The organism is Achromobacter sp. KK8 (genome assembly GCF_054188005.1).
The window spans coordinates 418,139-432,000 of the sequence record NZ_CM135178.1 but is presented as its reverse complement, the minus strand read 5'-3'; the positions used below and the strand labels follow the sequence as shown (position 1 = coordinate 432,000).

General features: G+C 70.7%; 18 protein-coding genes. 5 read left to right on the top strand and 13 right to left on the bottom strand.

Annotated elements, in window-relative coordinates; genetic code table 11:
* Positions 1-92: 92 nt before the first annotated feature.
* Positions 93-743 carry a 2OG-Fe(II) oxygenase gene (locus ACVN9Z_RS02125; protein WP_047992091.1) on the bottom strand — a complete coding sequence of 217 codons (651 nt, stop codon included), beginning with the start codon at positions 741-743 and terminating at the stop codon, positions 93-95.
* On the bottom strand, positions 740-1,447 hold the full coding sequence (locus tag ACVN9Z_RS02120; RefSeq protein ID WP_024070266.1) for a DNA-3-methyladenine glycosylase family protein: 708 nt from the start codon (positions 1,445-1,447) through the stop codon (positions 740-742). The genes ACVN9Z_RS02125 and ACVN9Z_RS02120 overlap by 4 nt, the downstream gene beginning before the upstream one ends.
* Before the next feature lie 171 nt (positions 1,448-1,618).
* Between ACVN9Z_RS02120 and ACVN9Z_RS02115 the strand changes: the two genes are divergently transcribed.
* Positions 1,619-2,308 (top strand): HAD family hydrolase, encoded by a 690-nt coding sequence (locus ACVN9Z_RS02115; protein WP_024070265.1) that lies wholly within the window; start codon positions 1,619-1,621, stop codon positions 2,306-2,308.
* A 16-nt stretch (positions 2,309-2,324) separates the two neighbouring features.
* Here the strand turns inward: ACVN9Z_RS02115 and ACVN9Z_RS02110 are convergent, their stop codons facing one another.
* Positions 2,325-3,101, bottom strand: a complete 777-nt coding sequence (locus ACVN9Z_RS02110) for an SDR family oxidoreductase (protein WP_006387405.1) — start codon at positions 3,099-3,101, stop codon at positions 2,325-2,327.
* 118 nt (positions 3,102-3,219) lie between these two features.
* On the opposite strand from ACVN9Z_RS02110, the gene ACVN9Z_RS02105 reads away from it, so the two are divergent.
* Entirely contained in the window at positions 3,220-3,738 is a 519-nt protein-coding gene (locus ACVN9Z_RS02105; RefSeq protein ID WP_006387406.1) for an MgtC/SapB family protein, read from the top strand.
* 7 nt (positions 3,739-3,745) lie between these two features.
* Here ACVN9Z_RS02105 and ACVN9Z_RS02100 read toward each other — a convergent pair whose 3' ends face one another.
* The 5 genes from ACVN9Z_RS02100 to ACVN9Z_RS02080 all read right to left on the bottom strand — a co-directional run bounded on the left by ACVN9Z_RS02100 (position 3,746) and on the right by ACVN9Z_RS02080 (position 7,405).
* Entirely contained in the window at positions 3,746-4,114 is a 369-nt protein-coding gene (locus ACVN9Z_RS02100) for a cupin domain-containing protein (protein ID WP_006387407.1), read from the bottom strand.
* Between the two features lie 81 nt (positions 4,115-4,195).
* A complete protein-coding gene (locus ACVN9Z_RS02095; RefSeq protein WP_458213038.1) occupies positions 4,196-5,017 on the bottom strand; it encodes an AraC family ligand binding domain-containing protein in 822 nt (273 codons plus the stop codon).
* 12 nt (positions 5,018-5,029) lie between these two features.
* Positions 5,030-5,413, bottom strand: a complete 384-nt coding sequence (locus ACVN9Z_RS02090; protein ID WP_006387410.1) for a VOC family protein — start codon at positions 5,411-5,413, stop codon at positions 5,030-5,032.
* A 46-nt stretch (positions 5,414-5,459) separates the two neighbouring features.
* Entirely contained in the window at positions 5,460-6,455 is a 996-nt protein-coding gene (locus ACVN9Z_RS02085) for a formylglycine-generating enzyme family protein (RefSeq protein WP_458213037.1), read from the bottom strand.
* Positions 6,456-6,547: 92 nt separating this feature from the next.
* Positions 6,548-7,405, bottom strand: a complete 858-nt coding sequence (locus ACVN9Z_RS02080) for an AraC family transcriptional regulator (RefSeq protein WP_006387414.1) — start codon at positions 7,403-7,405, stop codon at positions 6,548-6,550.
* Positions 7,406-7,540: 135 nt separating this feature from the next.
* On the opposite strand from ACVN9Z_RS02080, the gene ACVN9Z_RS02075 reads away from it, so the two are divergent.
* The gene (locus ACVN9Z_RS02075; protein ID WP_024070261.1) at positions 7,541-8,083 is read left to right on the top strand and encodes a carboxymuconolactone decarboxylase family protein; all 543 of its coding nucleotides are present in this window, start codon (positions 7,541-7,543) and stop codon (positions 8,081-8,083) included.
* Between the two features lie 11 nt (positions 8,084-8,094).
* Here ACVN9Z_RS02075 and alkB read toward each other — a convergent pair whose 3' ends face one another.
* The 3 genes from alkB to ACVN9Z_RS02060 all read right to left on the bottom strand — a co-directional run bounded on the left by alkB (position 8,095) and on the right by ACVN9Z_RS02060 (position 11,137).
* A complete protein-coding gene (gene alkB / locus ACVN9Z_RS02070; protein ID WP_006387416.1) occupies positions 8,095-8,754 on the bottom strand; it encodes a DNA oxidative demethylase AlkB in 660 nt (219 codons plus the stop codon).
* Position 8,755: 1 nt separating this feature from the next.
* Positions 8,756-9,451 carry a 2OG-Fe(II) oxygenase gene (locus ACVN9Z_RS02065; protein ID WP_006387417.1) on the bottom strand — a complete coding sequence of 232 codons (696 nt, stop codon included), beginning with the start codon at positions 9,449-9,451 and terminating at the stop codon, positions 8,756-8,758.
* A 141-nt stretch (positions 9,452-9,592) separates the two neighbouring features.
* A complete protein-coding gene (locus ACVN9Z_RS02060) occupies positions 9,593-11,137 on the bottom strand; it encodes a phospholipase D family protein (protein ID WP_458213036.1) in 1,545 nt (514 codons plus the stop codon).
* Between the two features lie 130 nt (positions 11,138-11,267).
* Here ACVN9Z_RS02060 and ACVN9Z_RS02055 point away from each other — a divergent pair, with 130 nt between their 5' ends.
* Together ACVN9Z_RS02055 and ACVN9Z_RS02050 are read left to right on the top strand one after the other, a co-directional pair.
* The gene (locus ACVN9Z_RS02055) at positions 11,268-11,840 is read left to right on the top strand and encodes a helix-turn-helix domain-containing protein (protein WP_035183043.1); all 573 of its coding nucleotides are present in this window, start codon (positions 11,268-11,270) and stop codon (positions 11,838-11,840) included.
* Positions 11,841-11,847: 7 nt separating this feature from the next.
* The gene (locus ACVN9Z_RS02050; protein WP_047991731.1) at positions 11,848-12,384 is read left to right on the top strand and encodes a GNAT family N-acetyltransferase; all 537 of its coding nucleotides are present in this window, start codon (positions 11,848-11,850) and stop codon (positions 12,382-12,384) included.
* A 34-nt stretch (positions 12,385-12,418) separates the two neighbouring features.
* On the opposite strand, the gene ACVN9Z_RS02045 is transcribed toward ACVN9Z_RS02050, so the two are convergent.
* Together ACVN9Z_RS02045 and ACVN9Z_RS02040 are read right to left on the bottom strand one after the other, a co-directional pair.
* Entirely contained in the window at positions 12,419-12,751 is a 333-nt protein-coding gene (locus ACVN9Z_RS02045) for a hypothetical protein (protein WP_020926561.1), read from the bottom strand.
* A gap of 116 nt (positions 12,752-12,867) precedes the next feature.
* Complete coding sequence (locus ACVN9Z_RS02040; protein ID WP_238911248.1) at positions 12,868-13,770, bottom strand: alpha/beta fold hydrolase; 903 nt, start codon at positions 13,768-13,770, stop codon at positions 12,868-12,870.
* Positions 13,771-13,862 lie beyond the last annotated feature (92 nt).

Here is a 13,862-nt window from a genome sequence, read left to right as displayed (position 1 = left end):
GCGGCTAGTTTTGCACATTGACGTTTAAAAATGCAATGTGATTTCTAGCCAGCCCTGCCGGCAACCCGGCGCGGCAGGATCACCCGGGCCGGTCAGGGCGGGGCCGACAAGCCGTCCAGCGGCAGCGACAGGCCCACCCGTTCGCCGCTGCGCACCCGACTGACGGCGTGGCGCAGCGTGGCGCGGTAGTCGCCGTTGGCGCCATGGATGGGGCGGTGCGCCACCGCGATCACGGCGGCGTCGCCCCGTTGCAGCGGCAAGACCATGGGACGCGACTGCTGGCGCGGGCGTTGCTCCGTCATGACGAATTCACCGCCGGTGAAGTCCTGGCCGGGCTCGGACAGCAGCGCAATCAGGCCGAACGGGAACGCGGCGTCATCCGCGGCGTGGCGCAGGGGCAGAAAGCCGTCCTGGCGCAATCTGTTCAGGCAGGGCGGTGCCATTGCCGTGGCGGCGGGGGCGGCGCGTCCCAAGCGCCGCGCCCACGCATCCGCCAGCGGCGCCAGCCGGGCGCGCAGCGCGCCTTGCAGGGCGTCCAACCCCGACGGCAGCGGCGGGCGCAGCGAGCGCCATGTGTCGCCGTCCACACCGCTTGGCATCGCCTGCGCATCGTCGAAGGCGCGCGCCATGGCAACCGCCTGGGCGGCGCTGAACAGCGCGGGCAGCGGCGCCCAGCCCTCCGCGTCCAGCTGCCGCTGGATATGGTCCCAGTCGTAGCGCCGCAGCGACAGGGGCGCGCTCATGGCGCCGCCGGCGACGGGGTGGCGGGCATGCGCCACAGATACCAGGCCGCGATCGTGCGGTACGGGCTGAAGGCCTCGCCGATGGCGCGCATCTGCGCCGGCGAGGGCGCCTTGTCCAGCCGCTTCAGGCGCCGGTAGCCCTCGCGCACGCCGAAGTCGTCCACCGGCAGGATGTCCATGCGTTCCAGCGTGTAGATCAGCAGCATCTCGACGGTCCAGCGGCCCACGCCGCGCAGCGTCACCAGGCGTTCGACCAGGGCTTCGTCGCTCATCGCCAGCGCTTCGTCGCGCGCCGGGATCAGGCCGTCCAGCGCGGCCTGCGCGATGCCGCGGATGGTGGCCAGCTTGGACGCGGAGAAGCCGCAGGCGCGCTGGACCTGCGGATCGGTGTCCAGCAATGCGCGCGGCGCGGGAAAGGCCTGTCCGGGATACAGCGCCAGCAGGCGGCCGAGAATCGCGTCGCCGGCGCGGGCGTGCAGCTGCTGGTAGGCGATGGCGCGTACCAGCGCCTCGTAGGGATCGCGCGCCGGCCGCGAAGCGTGTCGACAGGGGCCGATGGCGGCGACATGGCCGGCCCAGTCGGCATCCAGCGCGGCCAGGTGCCGGGCCGCGCGCGCATAGAGGGCGGCAACGTCGTCGGCGGCGGCGGTCGCCTGGCGGGGCGCCGGCCGCGCGCGCTTCGGAGGGGAGGTCGGTGGCGTCATGAGGGGAAAGCTGCGGGTTGAATGGGGGCGCGGGGCCCGGGTTTGGCCGGCCGCGATACAGCATAGCGAAGCCTGCGGTCCGGCACACTCCGCCGCTTGCTGCCGCGGCGGGAGCCGGATTGGCGCGGTGCAGTATGCTCTAGGGCTTCCCCGACCCTCCCCGTAGCCGCAATGACTGATTTTCCCTTTGACGCCGTGTTGTTCGATTGCGACGGCGTCCTGGTCGATTCCGAACCGATCACCGCCCGCGTCCTGACCGAGATGCTCAACGAGCTGGGTTGGGCCATCACCTTCGAGGAAGCCACGCGTATCTTCACCGGCAAGGCGGTGCGCGACGAACTGCCCTTGATCCAGGCCCGCACCGGCGTGGCGCTGTCGCCGGAGTGGTTCGCACAGTTTCGCGAGCGGCGCAATGCCGCGCTCGACCGTGAACTGCGCGAGATTCCGGGCGCGCCGGACGCGGTGCGCGCCCTGCACCGGACGCTGGCGGGCCGCATCGCGGTCGCCTCGGGCGCCGACCGCCGCAAGGTCGAGCTGCAGCTGGCCAAGGTCGGCATCGCGGACTGTTTCGGCGAACGGGTCTTCAGCGGCCACGAGATGCCGCGCAGCAAGCCGCACCCCGACGTCTACCTGGCCGCGGCCAGCGCGCTGGGCGTCGATCCGCGGCGTTGCGCCGTGGTCGAGGACACCGTCACCGGCGCCACCGCCGGCGTGGCGGCGGGCGCCACGGTGTTCGGCTACAGCCCCGATGCCAACGGCCACAGCAGCGCCGAAGCGCTGCGCGGCGTCGGCGTGACGCACGTATTCACCGACATGGCGCAGCTGCCGGGCCTGCTGGCGGGCTGGGCCGCGGCGCGCTGAGGCGCCGCGCGCGCCGTCAACGGCCGGCGTACTGCTCGCCGCCGTCCAGGTCGATCACCGTGCCGCTGAGATACCCGGCGCGCGGCGACGCGCCGAACACCACCATGTCCGCGACTTCCTCGGGCTCCATCAGGCGGCCGAAGGGCAGGTCGTTCAGGGTTTCCTGCCAGCGCGATTCATCGCCCCAGCGGGCCTGCGCGCGTTGCCTGGCCAGGGTCAGCACCCGGTCGGTGCGGGTGCGCGACGGATTGACGCCGAACACGCGCACGCCGTGGCGCGGCCCGTCGCCGCCCAGGGCTCGGGTGAAAGCGATCAGCGAGGCATTGGCGGCCGCGCCGCAGATGTAGTCGGCCCGCGGCGCCGAGCCTGCCATGCCGATGATGTTGGCGATGACGCCGGCGCCCGCGGCGCGCATCAGCGGATAGTAGTGACGCGCCAGGTCGATGTAGCCGTGCACTTTCAGGTCCCAGCCGGCGCGCCAGCGTTCGTCCTGCACCTGGTCCAGGGCCCCGCCGGGCACCGCGCCGGCGTTGTTGACCAGGATGTCGATCGCCCCGGTCCGCTCCAGCACCCGGGCCGCGGCGCCCGGCTGCGCCAGGTCCACCGCCACGGTGCGCGGCTGGCGGCCGGTCTGCGCCAGGATCGCCTGCGAGGCGGCCTGCAATGCGGCGTCGTCGCGCGCGGCCAGGATCGGCTCGGCGCCCTCGCGCGCGAAGGCGGTGGCGCAGGCCAGGCCGATCCCCTTGGACGCGCCCGTGATCAGGACGCGCTTGCCAACCAGTTGTAGATCCATCCAAAGCTCCTCGTCGTGCCCGTCTCGATGCGGACCTGCCTGATGTTGTAAACCAGATGGGCGCAGCCACGCCAGCGCGGCCCTGCTATGCTGGCGCAACCACCACGGGGAGACGACGATGGCGGATATCTGGCTGGAGATCTGGAGCACCTTGCGCAGCGAATTCGCCGACATCCCCGACGTCGGCGAGGCGACCCGCATCGTGCTGCGACTGGGCATGGCGGTGCTGCTGGGCGGCCTGCTCGGTTACGAGCGCGAGCGCAGCGGCAAGGCCGCCGGCCTGCGCACCCACATGCTGGTGGCGCTGGGCGCGGCGATCTTCGTGCTGGTGCCGCTGCAGAACGGCATGCAGGTCGGCGACCTGAGTCGCGTGCTGCAGGGCGTCATCGCGGGCATCGGTTTCCTGGGCGCGGGCGCCATCATCAAGCTCAGCGACGAACGCGAGATCCGTGGCCTGACCACGTCGGCCAGCATCTGGATGACGGCCGCCATCGGCGTGGCCGCCGGCATGGGCCGCGAGGCCACCGCGGTGGCCAGCACGCTGATGGCGCTGTTCGTGCTGGCGGTGCTGCGGCGGGTCGAGGCGCGCATCGCGGCCAAGGGCGACAAGCGCGTGATCGAGACCGAGCGCCCCTGAATCGACTTCAGATCCAGACGTCGTTGGGCGCGCTGCGCTCGCCTCCCTGGTCGCCGGTGTTGCGCACCCCGCGCGGCTCGATCAGCATGGCATGCACTTCTTGCGGCGCACAGGGCTTGTGTTCCACGCCCCGGGGGACCACGGCCATTTCGCCCGGGCCCAGGTCGATGTGGCCGTCGCGCAGGTCGATGCGCAGCTGGCCCGCCAGCACGATGAAGGTCTCGTCGGTGTCGGCATGGGCATGCCAGACGAACTCGCCGTGCAGCTTGACCAGCTTGAACTGGTAGTCGTTCATCTCGGCGATGACCTTGGGCATCCAGGGTTCCTGGATCAGCGACAACTTGCGGGCCAGGTTGATGGCGGTGATGGCGGGCATGGCGACGTCCTCGGTGCGGCAATGAAAACCACAGCTTAGGGAGCGGCGCGCGCGGGGTCTTGTACGTTTGTGCGAAACGCGTCAGCGGCGCAGGGTGCCGCGCCAGTGCGCGGGCGTCATGCCGAAGGCCTCGGCGTGGCGGCGCGTCATGTGGCTCTGGTCGGTGAAGCCGGCGGCCAGCGCGGCCTGCGCCAGGGGCTGGCCCGCGGCGATCAGGCGGCGCGCCAGGTCCAGGCGGCGCAGCAAGGCATAGCGATAGGGACTGGTGCCGTACAGCGCGCGGAAGTCGCGCGACAGGCTCCAGCGGTCGATTCTGGCGGCGCGTTCCAGCTCGTCCAGCGATACCGCCTGGCCGCGCGCGTCATGGATGTACTGGCGGGCGCGTTCGCAGGCGGCGTAGTCGGGGCGGGGCCGGGCGGGAACCTGGCCGGCCGCGGCGCAAAGCGCCTGCGTCAGGTCGTAGATCGCGTCGTCCTCGCGCAACGGGTCCGCCATGGCGTCGGTGTCGCCCAGCAGGGCGGCGCAGGCGGCGCGCAGCCGCGCATCGCTGGAAATGCCGTCGCGCACGAAGGGCAGCGGGCGGCCGCCCAGGATGCGCTGGATCAGCGCCGGCTGCACATACGCCATGCGGTAGTGGAAGCCGGCCTCGGTGCCGGCCTGGCCGTCGTGGGCCTCGTCGGGGTGCAGCACCAGCACGCCGCCAGGCAGGCTGTGCCGCAGGCCGCGGCGGTAGTGGAAGCTCTGCACCCCCGCCAGCGTACAGCCGATGGCGTAGGTGTCATGCCGGTGCAGCCCATAGCCGCGGCCGCCGAAATAGGCTTCGATGCGCTCGAACCGGTCGTCCGGCGCGTGGCGCACGATCCAGTCGCGCGATGCGGTGGCGGCAGCGGAGCGGGCGGCCATGGCGGGGGCGGACTACTTCAGCTGCACCAGCACGAACTCGTTGCCGTACAGGTCGATGAAATGCGCATAGACGGCCGCGGTGTCGTCGACGGGCTCTCGGGTGAAGCGCACGCCGCGCGCGGCGAAGCGGGCGTGGTCGCGCGCCACGTCGTCGGTGTAGAACACCCCCACCGGCTGGCCGCCGGTCTGGTCGCCGACGCGGTCGCGCTGGGCCTGGGTCTGCGCCTGCAACAGCCAGACGCCCACCGAAGGTTGCTCGGGCAGGCGCAGGTGCACATAGCGCTGCGGCCCCACCGCCATGTCGACGAACACCTCCATGCCCAGCTTGTCCTGGTAGAAGGCGATGGCGGTGTCGTAATCGTTGACCAGCAGGACGAGGCGGCCCAGCGAATGCATGTCGGACTCTTTTGAAAGTTAGGCTTGCGGCTATGCTAACCGGTCTTCATGGCCCCACTTCGCGCAGCAGCCGGAATCCGACCAGCGGATAGCGCGTTTCGGGAGTATTCCAGTTGCGGTAGGCCGAGCGCGTGTAGAGCGGCCAGGTGTGCCACGAGCCGCCGCGGCGCACCCGCACGTTGCCGCTGGCGGGGCCTTGCGGGTCGTCGCGCGGCGAGTGCGCGTAGTAGTCCTCGCCGTACCAATCGGCCACCCATTCCCAGGCGTTGCCGTGCATGTCGTACAGCCCGAAGGCGTTGGGCGCGTAGCTGGCGACCGGCGCGGTGTAGCGATGGCCGTCGCTGCGCGCCACCGCGTAGGCCTGCCACTTGGGCCAGAGCGGCGCGGCGTCGGCGTCGAAAGTGTTGGCCACTTCCGCCAGGGCGGCCGGATCGTCACCATGCTGATAGCGGCCCCGGCCGCCGGCGCGCGCCGCGTATTCCCATTCGGCCTCGGTCGGCAGGCGGTAGACGCGGCCTTCGCGCTGGCTCAGCCAGCGCGCCATGGCGACGGCGTCGTTCCAGCTGACGTTGACCACCGGATGGGCGTCGGTCTGGGGGAAGCCGGGATTGCGCCACGAATAGCGGCGATCGCGGCCTTCGAAGGCATCGCCGCGCTCGGACGCGTCGGGATCATAGGCCGCGTTGTAGCCATAACCGCCGGTGCCGTCCGCTTCGGATTCCGGCACGTGGCCGGAGGCTTCCAGGAAGCGGCGGAACTGGCCCACGGTGACCTCGGTGGCCATCAGCTGGAACGGCCGGGTGATGTGCACGGCATGCACCGGCGCTTCGTCGAACAATTGCGTGAAACGCTCCCGAGGGTAGTGCGGATAGTCGCGCGCCAGCGTCTCGGGCGCTTCGTCGCTACCCATCAGGAAGCGGCCCGCCGGCACCGTGACGAACGGCATGCCGAGCGAATTCTCGACGCCGGCGGCGGGTTCGGCGGCGCCGGCGGGCGGGAGGGCCGACAGGCACAGAACGGTAAGGGCAAGGCGCGGGCGCATGGGATTCCCAAGGGGCGAAAAGGGTGCTCGATAGTAGGGCCGCTCGCCGCCAGCCGCCAGTTCTGGGGAACCCGCATGCGGGCCAGGCGGCGCTAGCCGGCGGGCTGGTCGAGCCAGCCGCGCGGCGATGCGCCGAGCTTGCGGCTGAAGGCGCGCGACAGCGCCGAGGCGTTGGCGTAGCCCAGCTCGGCGGCGATGACCTTGACAGGCCGGCCCTGGCGCAGCCGGGCCTGGGCCAGGGCCAGGCGCCAGTCCGCCAGGTAGTCGGCGGGCGGTTGGCCGACCGCGTCGCGGAACGCGGCGGCGAAGGCGCTGCGCGACATGCCGGCTTCCTGCGCCAGCGCGGCCAGGGTCCAGGACGCGCCCGGCGCCTGGTGCATGGCGACCAGCGCGCGCGCCAGCCGGGGATCGGCCAAGCCCGCCATCAGGCCGGCCTGGATGCCGGCCTCGTCGGGGTGGTCGACCAGCCAGCGCAACAGTTGGATCAGCACGACTTCGAACAGCTTGTCGGCCAGCAGGCGCTGGCCGCAACGCACCGATTCGGTCTCGGCGAACAGCAACGCCAGCGACTGTTCCAGCCCGTCGATCCGCGCCAGCGGCAGCGCGATCAGGGGAGGCAGCGCGCGCACCAGCGGATTGCGCGCGCCGCCATCGAAATCCAGCGTGGCGCAGGTGAAGTCGCTGCCGTCGCGCGGCGGGTTGTGGAAGTCGTGCCGCACGGGCCGGGGGTAGAACAGCAAGGTCGGTTCATCCAACGCCAGGCGGCGCGGCAGGTCCTGACCCGCCGGATGGCGGACCTCCATCCGGCCGCGCCGCAGCACGTGCAGGAATCCGCGTCCGTCCTCGGGCGGGAAGCGGGTCAGCCCGCACATCGGGCCGCTGTGGAACAGGCGCGCGCGGGCGCGGAACTGTTCCAGGAGGGCGGACAGGCGATCGACGGGTTGCGGCATGGTGCTTGGACGAATGGGTATGTTTGATGGACGTAAAGTATCCAATGATACTGCCGCAACGGGAATACTGGATGCCAGGCGAAGGACCCTTCCGGTCAGCGCCGCGATGCCCTCCCACTTTCAAAGGAAACCATCATGTCCCGTGTACCCCTGCTCGACACCGCCACCGCTCCGGCCGCCAGCCAGGATCTGCTGCGCCAGATCCACGGGACGTTCGGCGCCACCCCCAATATGTTCCGCGCGGTGGCCAATTCGCCCGCGGCCCTGGCCAGCATGTGGGCCGCCTTCGGCGCGCTCGGCGGCGGAACGCTGTCGCCGCAACTGGGCGAGAAGATCGCCGTGGCGGTGGCCGACAGCAACCGCTGCGAATATTGCCTGGCCGCGCACACCGCGCTCGGCCGCAAGGCCGGCGCCAGCGCCGAGCAGATGGCCGCCGCCCAGGCCGGACAGGCCGACGATCCGCGCACCGCGGCGGCGCTGGCGTTCGCGCTCAAGCTGGTGCGCGGCCGCGGCCAGGTCAATGATGCCGACGTCGTCGCTTTGCGCCAGGCGGGCTTCGACGACGGCGAGATCGTGGAACTGCTGGCGCACGTGGCGCTGAACCTGTTCACCAACTACGTCAACGTCGCCTTCGACGTGCCGGTGGATTTTCCCAAGGTGGCGCTGCGCGCCGCCTGAGGCGGGCCGCTTCAGCCGGCCTGGCGAATGGTGAAGTTGATCCGCACGCTGCCCAGCGTGGGATGGGGGCGGTCCTTGAGCGGCAGCACGCCGTGATAGCGCAGCCGGTCGACGCCGCCCCACACCACCACGTCGCCATGGAACAGCGGCACGTGCACGGCGCGATCGCCGCGCGCGTGGCCGCCGAACAGGAACACCGCCGGCATGCCGAGCGACACCGAGACGATGGGGGCGCCGTAGTCGCGCTCGTCCTTGTCCTGGTGCAGCGACAGCCGCGATCCCGGTTGATAGCGATTGACCAGGCAGGCGTCCGGCGCGAAGCCGGGAAAGCCCGCCGCCAGCGCGGCCGCGCGCGCCAGCGTGTCGAAGGCCTCGGGCATGGCGGGCCAGGGCAATCCCGACAACGGATCCTCGCGCGTATAGCGGTAACCGTGTTCGTCGCTGGTCCAGCCATGGCGGCCGCAGTTGGTCAGCGCCACCGACATGGGCAGGCCGCCGGGGGTGACCATGTGGCGAAAGGGCGCCTGGCGGCGCACCGTGTCGACGCCGGCCAGCAGCGCCTGCGCCGCCGGCAGCGCGTAGCCGCGCAGCACCATCGACTGCGCGCCGATGCGCTCGAGGCCGGTCTGCGCGATCTCTTCGTCGTCAAACAGGTTCAGGCTGGTTCCCATGTCAGGTCGCGTCGTGGAAGATCACGCCGAGCGTGTGGCGCCGGCCGCCGCGCAAGGCGCTGACGCCGTGGCGCATGGCCACGCGGCGCCAGCCGCGCGCGCCGGCCACCGGTCGCTGGTTGACGGTGAACACCAGCGCATCGCCCTGGCGCAGCGGCAATACCTCGGCGCGTTGGCCGGCGCTGTCGGTTTCGGTCATGACGAATTCGCCGCCGGTGAAGTCTTCGTCCGGCCGCGACAGCAGCACCGCGACCTGCAAGGGGAACACATGTTCGCCATACAGGTCCTGGTGCAGGCAGTTGTAGTCGCCGGCTCCGTACCGAAGAATCAGCGGCGTGGGCCGGCGCTGGCCCGCCTGGTGGCAACGCGCCAGGAAGGCGGCATGCTCGGCCGGATATTGCACCGCGATGCCCATCTGCCGGTTCCAGCGGTTGGCGATCGGCGCCAGCCGCGGATACAGCGCGGTGCGCAAGTTGTGCAGCAGGCGCGGCAAGGGATAGGCAAAGTACTTGTACTCGCCGCGGCCGAAACCGTGGCGGCTCATGACGATGCGGCTGCGGTAGCGGTGCTCGTCGTCGTAGCCGGCCGCCAGCGCCTGGCATTGCGCGGGCGTGAGCAGGCCGGCGACCACGGCGTGGCCGCGCGCGTCCAGGTCGGCGGCGATGCGGGTCCAGTCCAGGGTGTCGAGCTTGCTCATGGGAAAAGCGGGGCGGGAAGTCGGCGGATATCCAGTCTACCGCCGGCGCGGCCGGCGTGAACTCCGTAATTTGCTCCGCCGCCCGCGTCGTGGCCTGTCCGGCAACCTGCGTGTTGGCTTGGACGGCTGCTTGCGGCCGGACTACAGCAGCGACTCGATCGGCAGCAGCGACACGAACCAGACCGAGAACCGCTGCCAGGCGGTGGTGCCGGGCTCGGTGTCGTGCCGGATCGTGCGGCCTTCGCGCTGCTCCAGCCAGTAGAGCCGGTCCTGGTCGTCCAGGCAGACACGATAGGCATTGCGCGGGATGTCCTGGTCGAAGGCCGTGGCGATGTGCCGCGCCAAGGTCGGGCTGTCGATGACGAAGCCCAGTTCGGTGTTCAGGCGGGCCGAGCGCGGATCGAAATTGAACGACCCGACGAATACGCCGCGCCCGTCCACCGCGAAGGTCTTGGCGTGCAGGCTGGAGCCGGAGCTGCCGAACGGTCCCAGGCTCTTGTTGCGCCCGATCTCGCCCGCCTGCCGCTTCATCTCGAACAGCTCGACCCCGGCCGCCAGCAGCTCGCGGCGGCGCGTGGCGTAGCCGGAATGCACCACCGCCACGTCGGTGGCCTCCAGCGCGTTGGTCAGGACCCGCACCTTGACCCCGCGCCGCGCCATCGCCGCGAAGGCGGCGGTGCCGCTGGCGGTGGGCACGAAGTAGGGCGATACCAATTCCACGTCGGTGGCGGGCGTGCCGATGATGTCGTGCAACTGGTGCGACAGCATGGCGTCGGCCGGCGCGGTGCCGAGGGTCTTGCGCGGATCGTCGCTCACCATGCGGGTCGGGGCCCATTCCAGGGCCAGCTCGCCGCGCAACAGCTGCTGGATGAAGGGCAGCTGGCGCATGGCTTCGGCGTAGGCCGCCGCCGCGGGCGACTGCTCGACGGCGGCCGCCCGCTGGGCCAGCGCAGCGAGCTGGTCAGGGCCGGCGGGCTTGAGCAGGCCGACCACGGGATAGGCCGACTGGCTGGCCCAATAGCGGTCGAAGTCGCTTGAGACGTCCTGCACCACGGGCCCCACGGCCAGCACGTCCAGGTCGGAGAACAGCACGCCTTCGGCCGCGCCGAAATACTCGTCGCCGATGTTGCGGCCGCCGACGATGGTGGCCTGGTTGTCGGCGGTGAAGGACTTGTTGTGCATGCGCCGGTTCAGGCGGCGGAAGTCGGTCAGGTAACCGATGGCCTTGGGCCAGCGTACCGCGAAGGGGTTGTACAGCCGCACCTCGATGTTCGGGTGCGCGTCCATGGCCGCCAGCACCGTGTCCAGTCCGGAGGTGCCGTTGTCGTCCAGCAGCAGGCGCACCCGCACGCCGCGGTCGGCCGCCGCGTGCAGGGCTTCCATCAGCATGGTGCCGGTCATGTCGTCGTGCCAGATGTAGTACTGCACATCCAGGCTGCGTTGCGCGGTGCGCGCCAGCATCATGCGCGCGGCGAACGCGTCGTGGGCGTCGGCCAGCGCGTGGATGCCGGACTTGCCGGGGTGTTCGGCCGCCAGCGGCGTAATGGCCCGGCCCAGCGGCGTGTCGCGCGCCACGTCCGGCGCCAGCGCCTGGGTCGGGTTGGTCGTCGCCCGGGGCGGCAGCCCGCAGCCGGTGAGAATGCCAAGGCACAGAGCGGTCATGGACAGGAAACGGAGGGTAGGCATGGGCCGTATTGTGCCGAATTGTCGCCATGGCCGTCGAAGGGCTCGGCTGCGTCGCAGGCAGGAACGCATTCGCGTGGCCCGCCAGCAGGCACCGTTGATGTATTTCCATATATGGGATAAATTCCCGAATATGGAAAATTCATTCGCTCCCGAAGCCGACCTGGACCAACGCCTGGCCGATCGCCTGAAAACGCTGCGTGTCGAACGCGGCTGGTCGCTGGACGAACTGGCCGGGCGCGCCGGCGTCAGCCGCGCCACGCTGTCGCGCCTGGAAAATGCCGAGGTCAGTCCCACCGCCAGCGTGCTGGGCAAGCTGTGCGGGGCCTACGGCATGACGATGTCGCGCCTGATGCGCATGGTCGAAGACGACTTCACCCCGCTCGTGCCGAGCGCGGCGCAGGCGCTGTGGGTCGATGGCGGCACGGGCTTCCGGCGCCGCTCGGTCTCGCCGCCCTCGCAGAAGCTGGCCGGCGAAGTGCTGGCCTGCGAACTCCCCGCGGCCACCCACATTGCCTACGAGCATTCGCCGCGCGCCGGACTTGAACATCATCTGGTCATGCTGGAAGGCGAACTGTCGGTCCGCGTCGACGGCCAGTCCCATACTTTGGCGCGCGGCGATTGCCTGCGATACCAGCTTTACGGCGCCAGCGCCTTCGATACCCCGCCGCACAGCGGCGCCCGCTACCTGCTGTTCATCATCTGAGTCCGCCATGTCTCCCTGCCTGCCTGCCTTGACCTCCCTGTCCGCCGACCAGGCGCGCGATCGCTTGCCCGAGCTGGGCGCGCTCTTGCATGCCTGTGTGCAGGACGGCGCCAGCATCAGTTTCGTGCTGCCGTATTCGATCGACGAGGCGCAGGCCTTCTGGCGCGACAAGGTGCTGCCGCCGCTGGCGGCCGGCCGCCTGGCCTTGCTGGTGGCGTGGCAGGACGGCCGTATCGCCGGTTCGGTGCAGCTCGATTGCGACACGCCGCCGAACCAGCCGCATCGCGCCGAGATCCGCAAGCTGATGGTGCATCCCGATTTCCGGCGCCAGGGCATTGCGCGGGCGCTGATGCGGGCGGCGGAAGCCGCCGCCGTGGCGGCCGGGCGCAGCCTGATCACGCTGGATACGCGGACCGGCGACAATGCCGAGCCGCTCTACGCCTCGCTGGGTTATCACACCGTGGGGGTGATTCCGGGATTCGCCCGCGACGCGCGCGATCCGTCCAGGCTGGACGGCACGACCATCATGTACAAGGCGCTCTAGGAGGGCCCGGAGACGGCCGGGCGGGCAAGGCCGTTCAGGCGAGCGGCTTCAGTCCCACGCTGTAGGGCGGGGCATTGCCGCGCGCGGCGGCCTTGATCTTCAGCATCGAGCCGCCCGGCGTGAATTCGAACTCCTGGAACGGCACTTCGAACCACTGGTGGAAGCTGGTGCGCGAGAATTCCGGCACCCAGACCTTGGGGCGCTTGGCATCGCAGTGGAATTCCACCAGCGTGCGATCGATGCCCAGCGGCCGGGTGTTGCCTATACGGTAGCTGGCGCGCAGTTCGGCGCTCTCGGTGCGGCCGGGCTGCCAGGTCAGTCCGATGGACATCATGAATTGTTCGATCGCTTCAATGCCGCGATACATAGCTGACTCCGAATGCTGCCAGGCGCGGGCGCCGGCGGGAAACCGCCGCCCGTGGGCGGGAAATAGGCGGATTATCCGCCATTCCCCGTTTTCCTGCGCGGCGCCGGCTCGCCGCGTCAGCCTGGCGCCGCCGGCGCGGCGACGAAGTTCAGGATGGCGGCGGCCACCGCCTGCGGCGCCTCGCGCTGCGGGAAATGCCCCACGCCATCGAGCACCCGGCGTTCGTAGCGGCCGCTGAAGTAATGCGCCTTGCCTTCGGACGTGGCGGGTTGGTTGCAGGTGTCGGCGCCGCCATGCAGCACCAGGGTCGGCACGGCCAGCCGCGGCGCCGGCGTGAGCCGCGCGCCATCCTGCGCATAGGCTGGGTCGCCGGCTTCCAGGCCCCAGCGGTGGCGATAGGAGTGCAACACCACCGCCGCCCAGTCGGGGTTGTCGAACGCCTGCGCGGCCTCGGCGAATTCCTGCTCGGTGTACCAGCCAGGCGGCGACCAGGTGTCCCACAGGTAGCGGGTGAAGCCGCGCGCGTCGTCGCGCACGGCGGCTGCGCCGCGCGGGGTGGCCATGAACCAGTGGTACCAGTAGCTGCGCGCCTGGGGCAGCGGCAGGGCCTGCGCGGGATCGTTGGTGCCGTAGCCAACCGACAGCAGCACCAGCCGCGCGGCGACGCCCGCGTCCAGGCCGCAGGCGTTGGCGGCGGCACGCGCGCCCCAGTCGTGGCCCACCAGCAGCGGTTGCTCCAACCCCAGGGCGGCGATGAAGTCCAGCAGGTCGCGGCCCAGCGCCGCCAGTTCGCCGCTGCGCGGCGTGGCCGGGTCCAGGAAGCGGGTCGGGCCGAACCCGCGCAGCGCCGGGCACAGCACCCGGTAGCCTTCGGCGGCCAGGCACTGCGCCACCGGGCCCCAGCCGGCCGGGCTGTCGGGCCAACCATGCAGCAGCACCGCGCTGCGGCGGCCGGCGGGATTCCATTCGAGATAAGCGATTTCGAGCAGGGGAGTGTGGATCGTGGAGTAAGAGGGCATGGCGCCGTGTCCGGGGATGTCGGGAGTTCCACGATAGCGGCGCGGGTAATCATGATTAGTGAATAATCCGGGTTTATTATCAAAGAATCGTG

Bases quoted from the DNA above. Each gene is read 5' to 3' on its own strand.
- ACVN9Z_RS02125 (WP_047992091.1), bottom strand. From the start codon at position 743: ATGAGCGCGCCCCTGTCGCTGCGGCGCTACGACTGGGACCATATCCAG.
- ACVN9Z_RS02120 (WP_024070266.1), bottom strand. From the start codon at position 1,447: ATGACGCCACCGACCTCCCCTCCGAAGCGCGCGCGGCCGGCGCCCCGC.
- ACVN9Z_RS02115 (WP_024070265.1), top strand. From the start codon at position 1,619: ATGACTGATTTTCCCTTTGACGCCGTGTTGTTCGATTGCGACGGCGTC.
- ACVN9Z_RS02110 (WP_006387405.1), bottom strand. From the start codon at position 3,101: ATGGATCTACAACTGGTTGGCAAGCGCGTCCTGATCACGGGCGCGTCC.
- ACVN9Z_RS02105 (WP_006387406.1), top strand. From the start codon at position 3,220: ATGGCGGATATCTGGCTGGAGATCTGGAGCACCTTGCGCAGCGAATTC.
- ACVN9Z_RS02100 (WP_006387407.1), bottom strand. From the start codon at position 4,114: ATGCCCGCCATCACCGCCATCAACCTGGCCCGCAAGTTGTCGCTGATC.
- ACVN9Z_RS02095 (WP_458213038.1), bottom strand. From the start codon at position 5,017: ATGGCCGCCCGCTCCGCTGCCGCCACCGCATCGCGCGACTGGATCGTG.
- ACVN9Z_RS02090 (WP_006387410.1), bottom strand. From the start codon at position 5,413: ATGCATTCGCTGGGCCGCCTCGTCCTGCTGGTCAACGATTACGACACC.
- ACVN9Z_RS02085 (WP_458213037.1), bottom strand. From the start codon at position 6,455: ATGCGCCCGCGCCTTGCCCTTACCGTTCTGTGCCTGTCGGCCCTCCCG.
- ACVN9Z_RS02080 (WP_006387414.1), bottom strand. From the start codon at position 7,405: ATGCCGCAACCCGTCGATCGCCTGTCCGCCCTCCTGGAACAGTTCCGC.
- ACVN9Z_RS02075 (WP_024070261.1), top strand. From the start codon at position 7,541: ATGTCCCGTGTACCCCTGCTCGACACCGCCACCGCTCCGGCCGCCAGC.
- alkB (WP_006387416.1), bottom strand. From the start codon at position 8,754: ATGGGAACCAGCCTGAACCTGTTTGACGACGAAGAGATCGCGCAGACC.
- ACVN9Z_RS02065 (WP_006387417.1), bottom strand. From the start codon at position 9,451: ATGAGCAAGCTCGACACCCTGGACTGGACCCGCATCGCCGCCGACCTG.
- ACVN9Z_RS02060 (WP_458213036.1), bottom strand. From the start codon at position 11,137: ATGCCTACCCTCCGTTTCCTGTCCATGACCGCTCTGTGCCTTGGCATT.
- ACVN9Z_RS02055 (WP_035183043.1), top strand. From the start codon at position 11,268: ATGGAAAATTCATTCGCTCCCGAAGCCGACCTGGACCAACGCCTGGCC.
- ACVN9Z_RS02050 (WP_047991731.1), top strand. From the start codon at position 11,848: ATGTCTCCCTGCCTGCCTGCCTTGACCTCCCTGTCCGCCGACCAGGCG.
- ACVN9Z_RS02045 (WP_020926561.1), bottom strand. From the start codon at position 12,751: ATGTATCGCGGCATTGAAGCGATCGAACAATTCATGATGTCCATCGGA.
- ACVN9Z_RS02040 (WP_238911248.1), bottom strand. From the start codon at position 13,770: ATGCCCTCTTACTCCACGATCCACACTCCCCTGCTCGAAATCGCTTAT.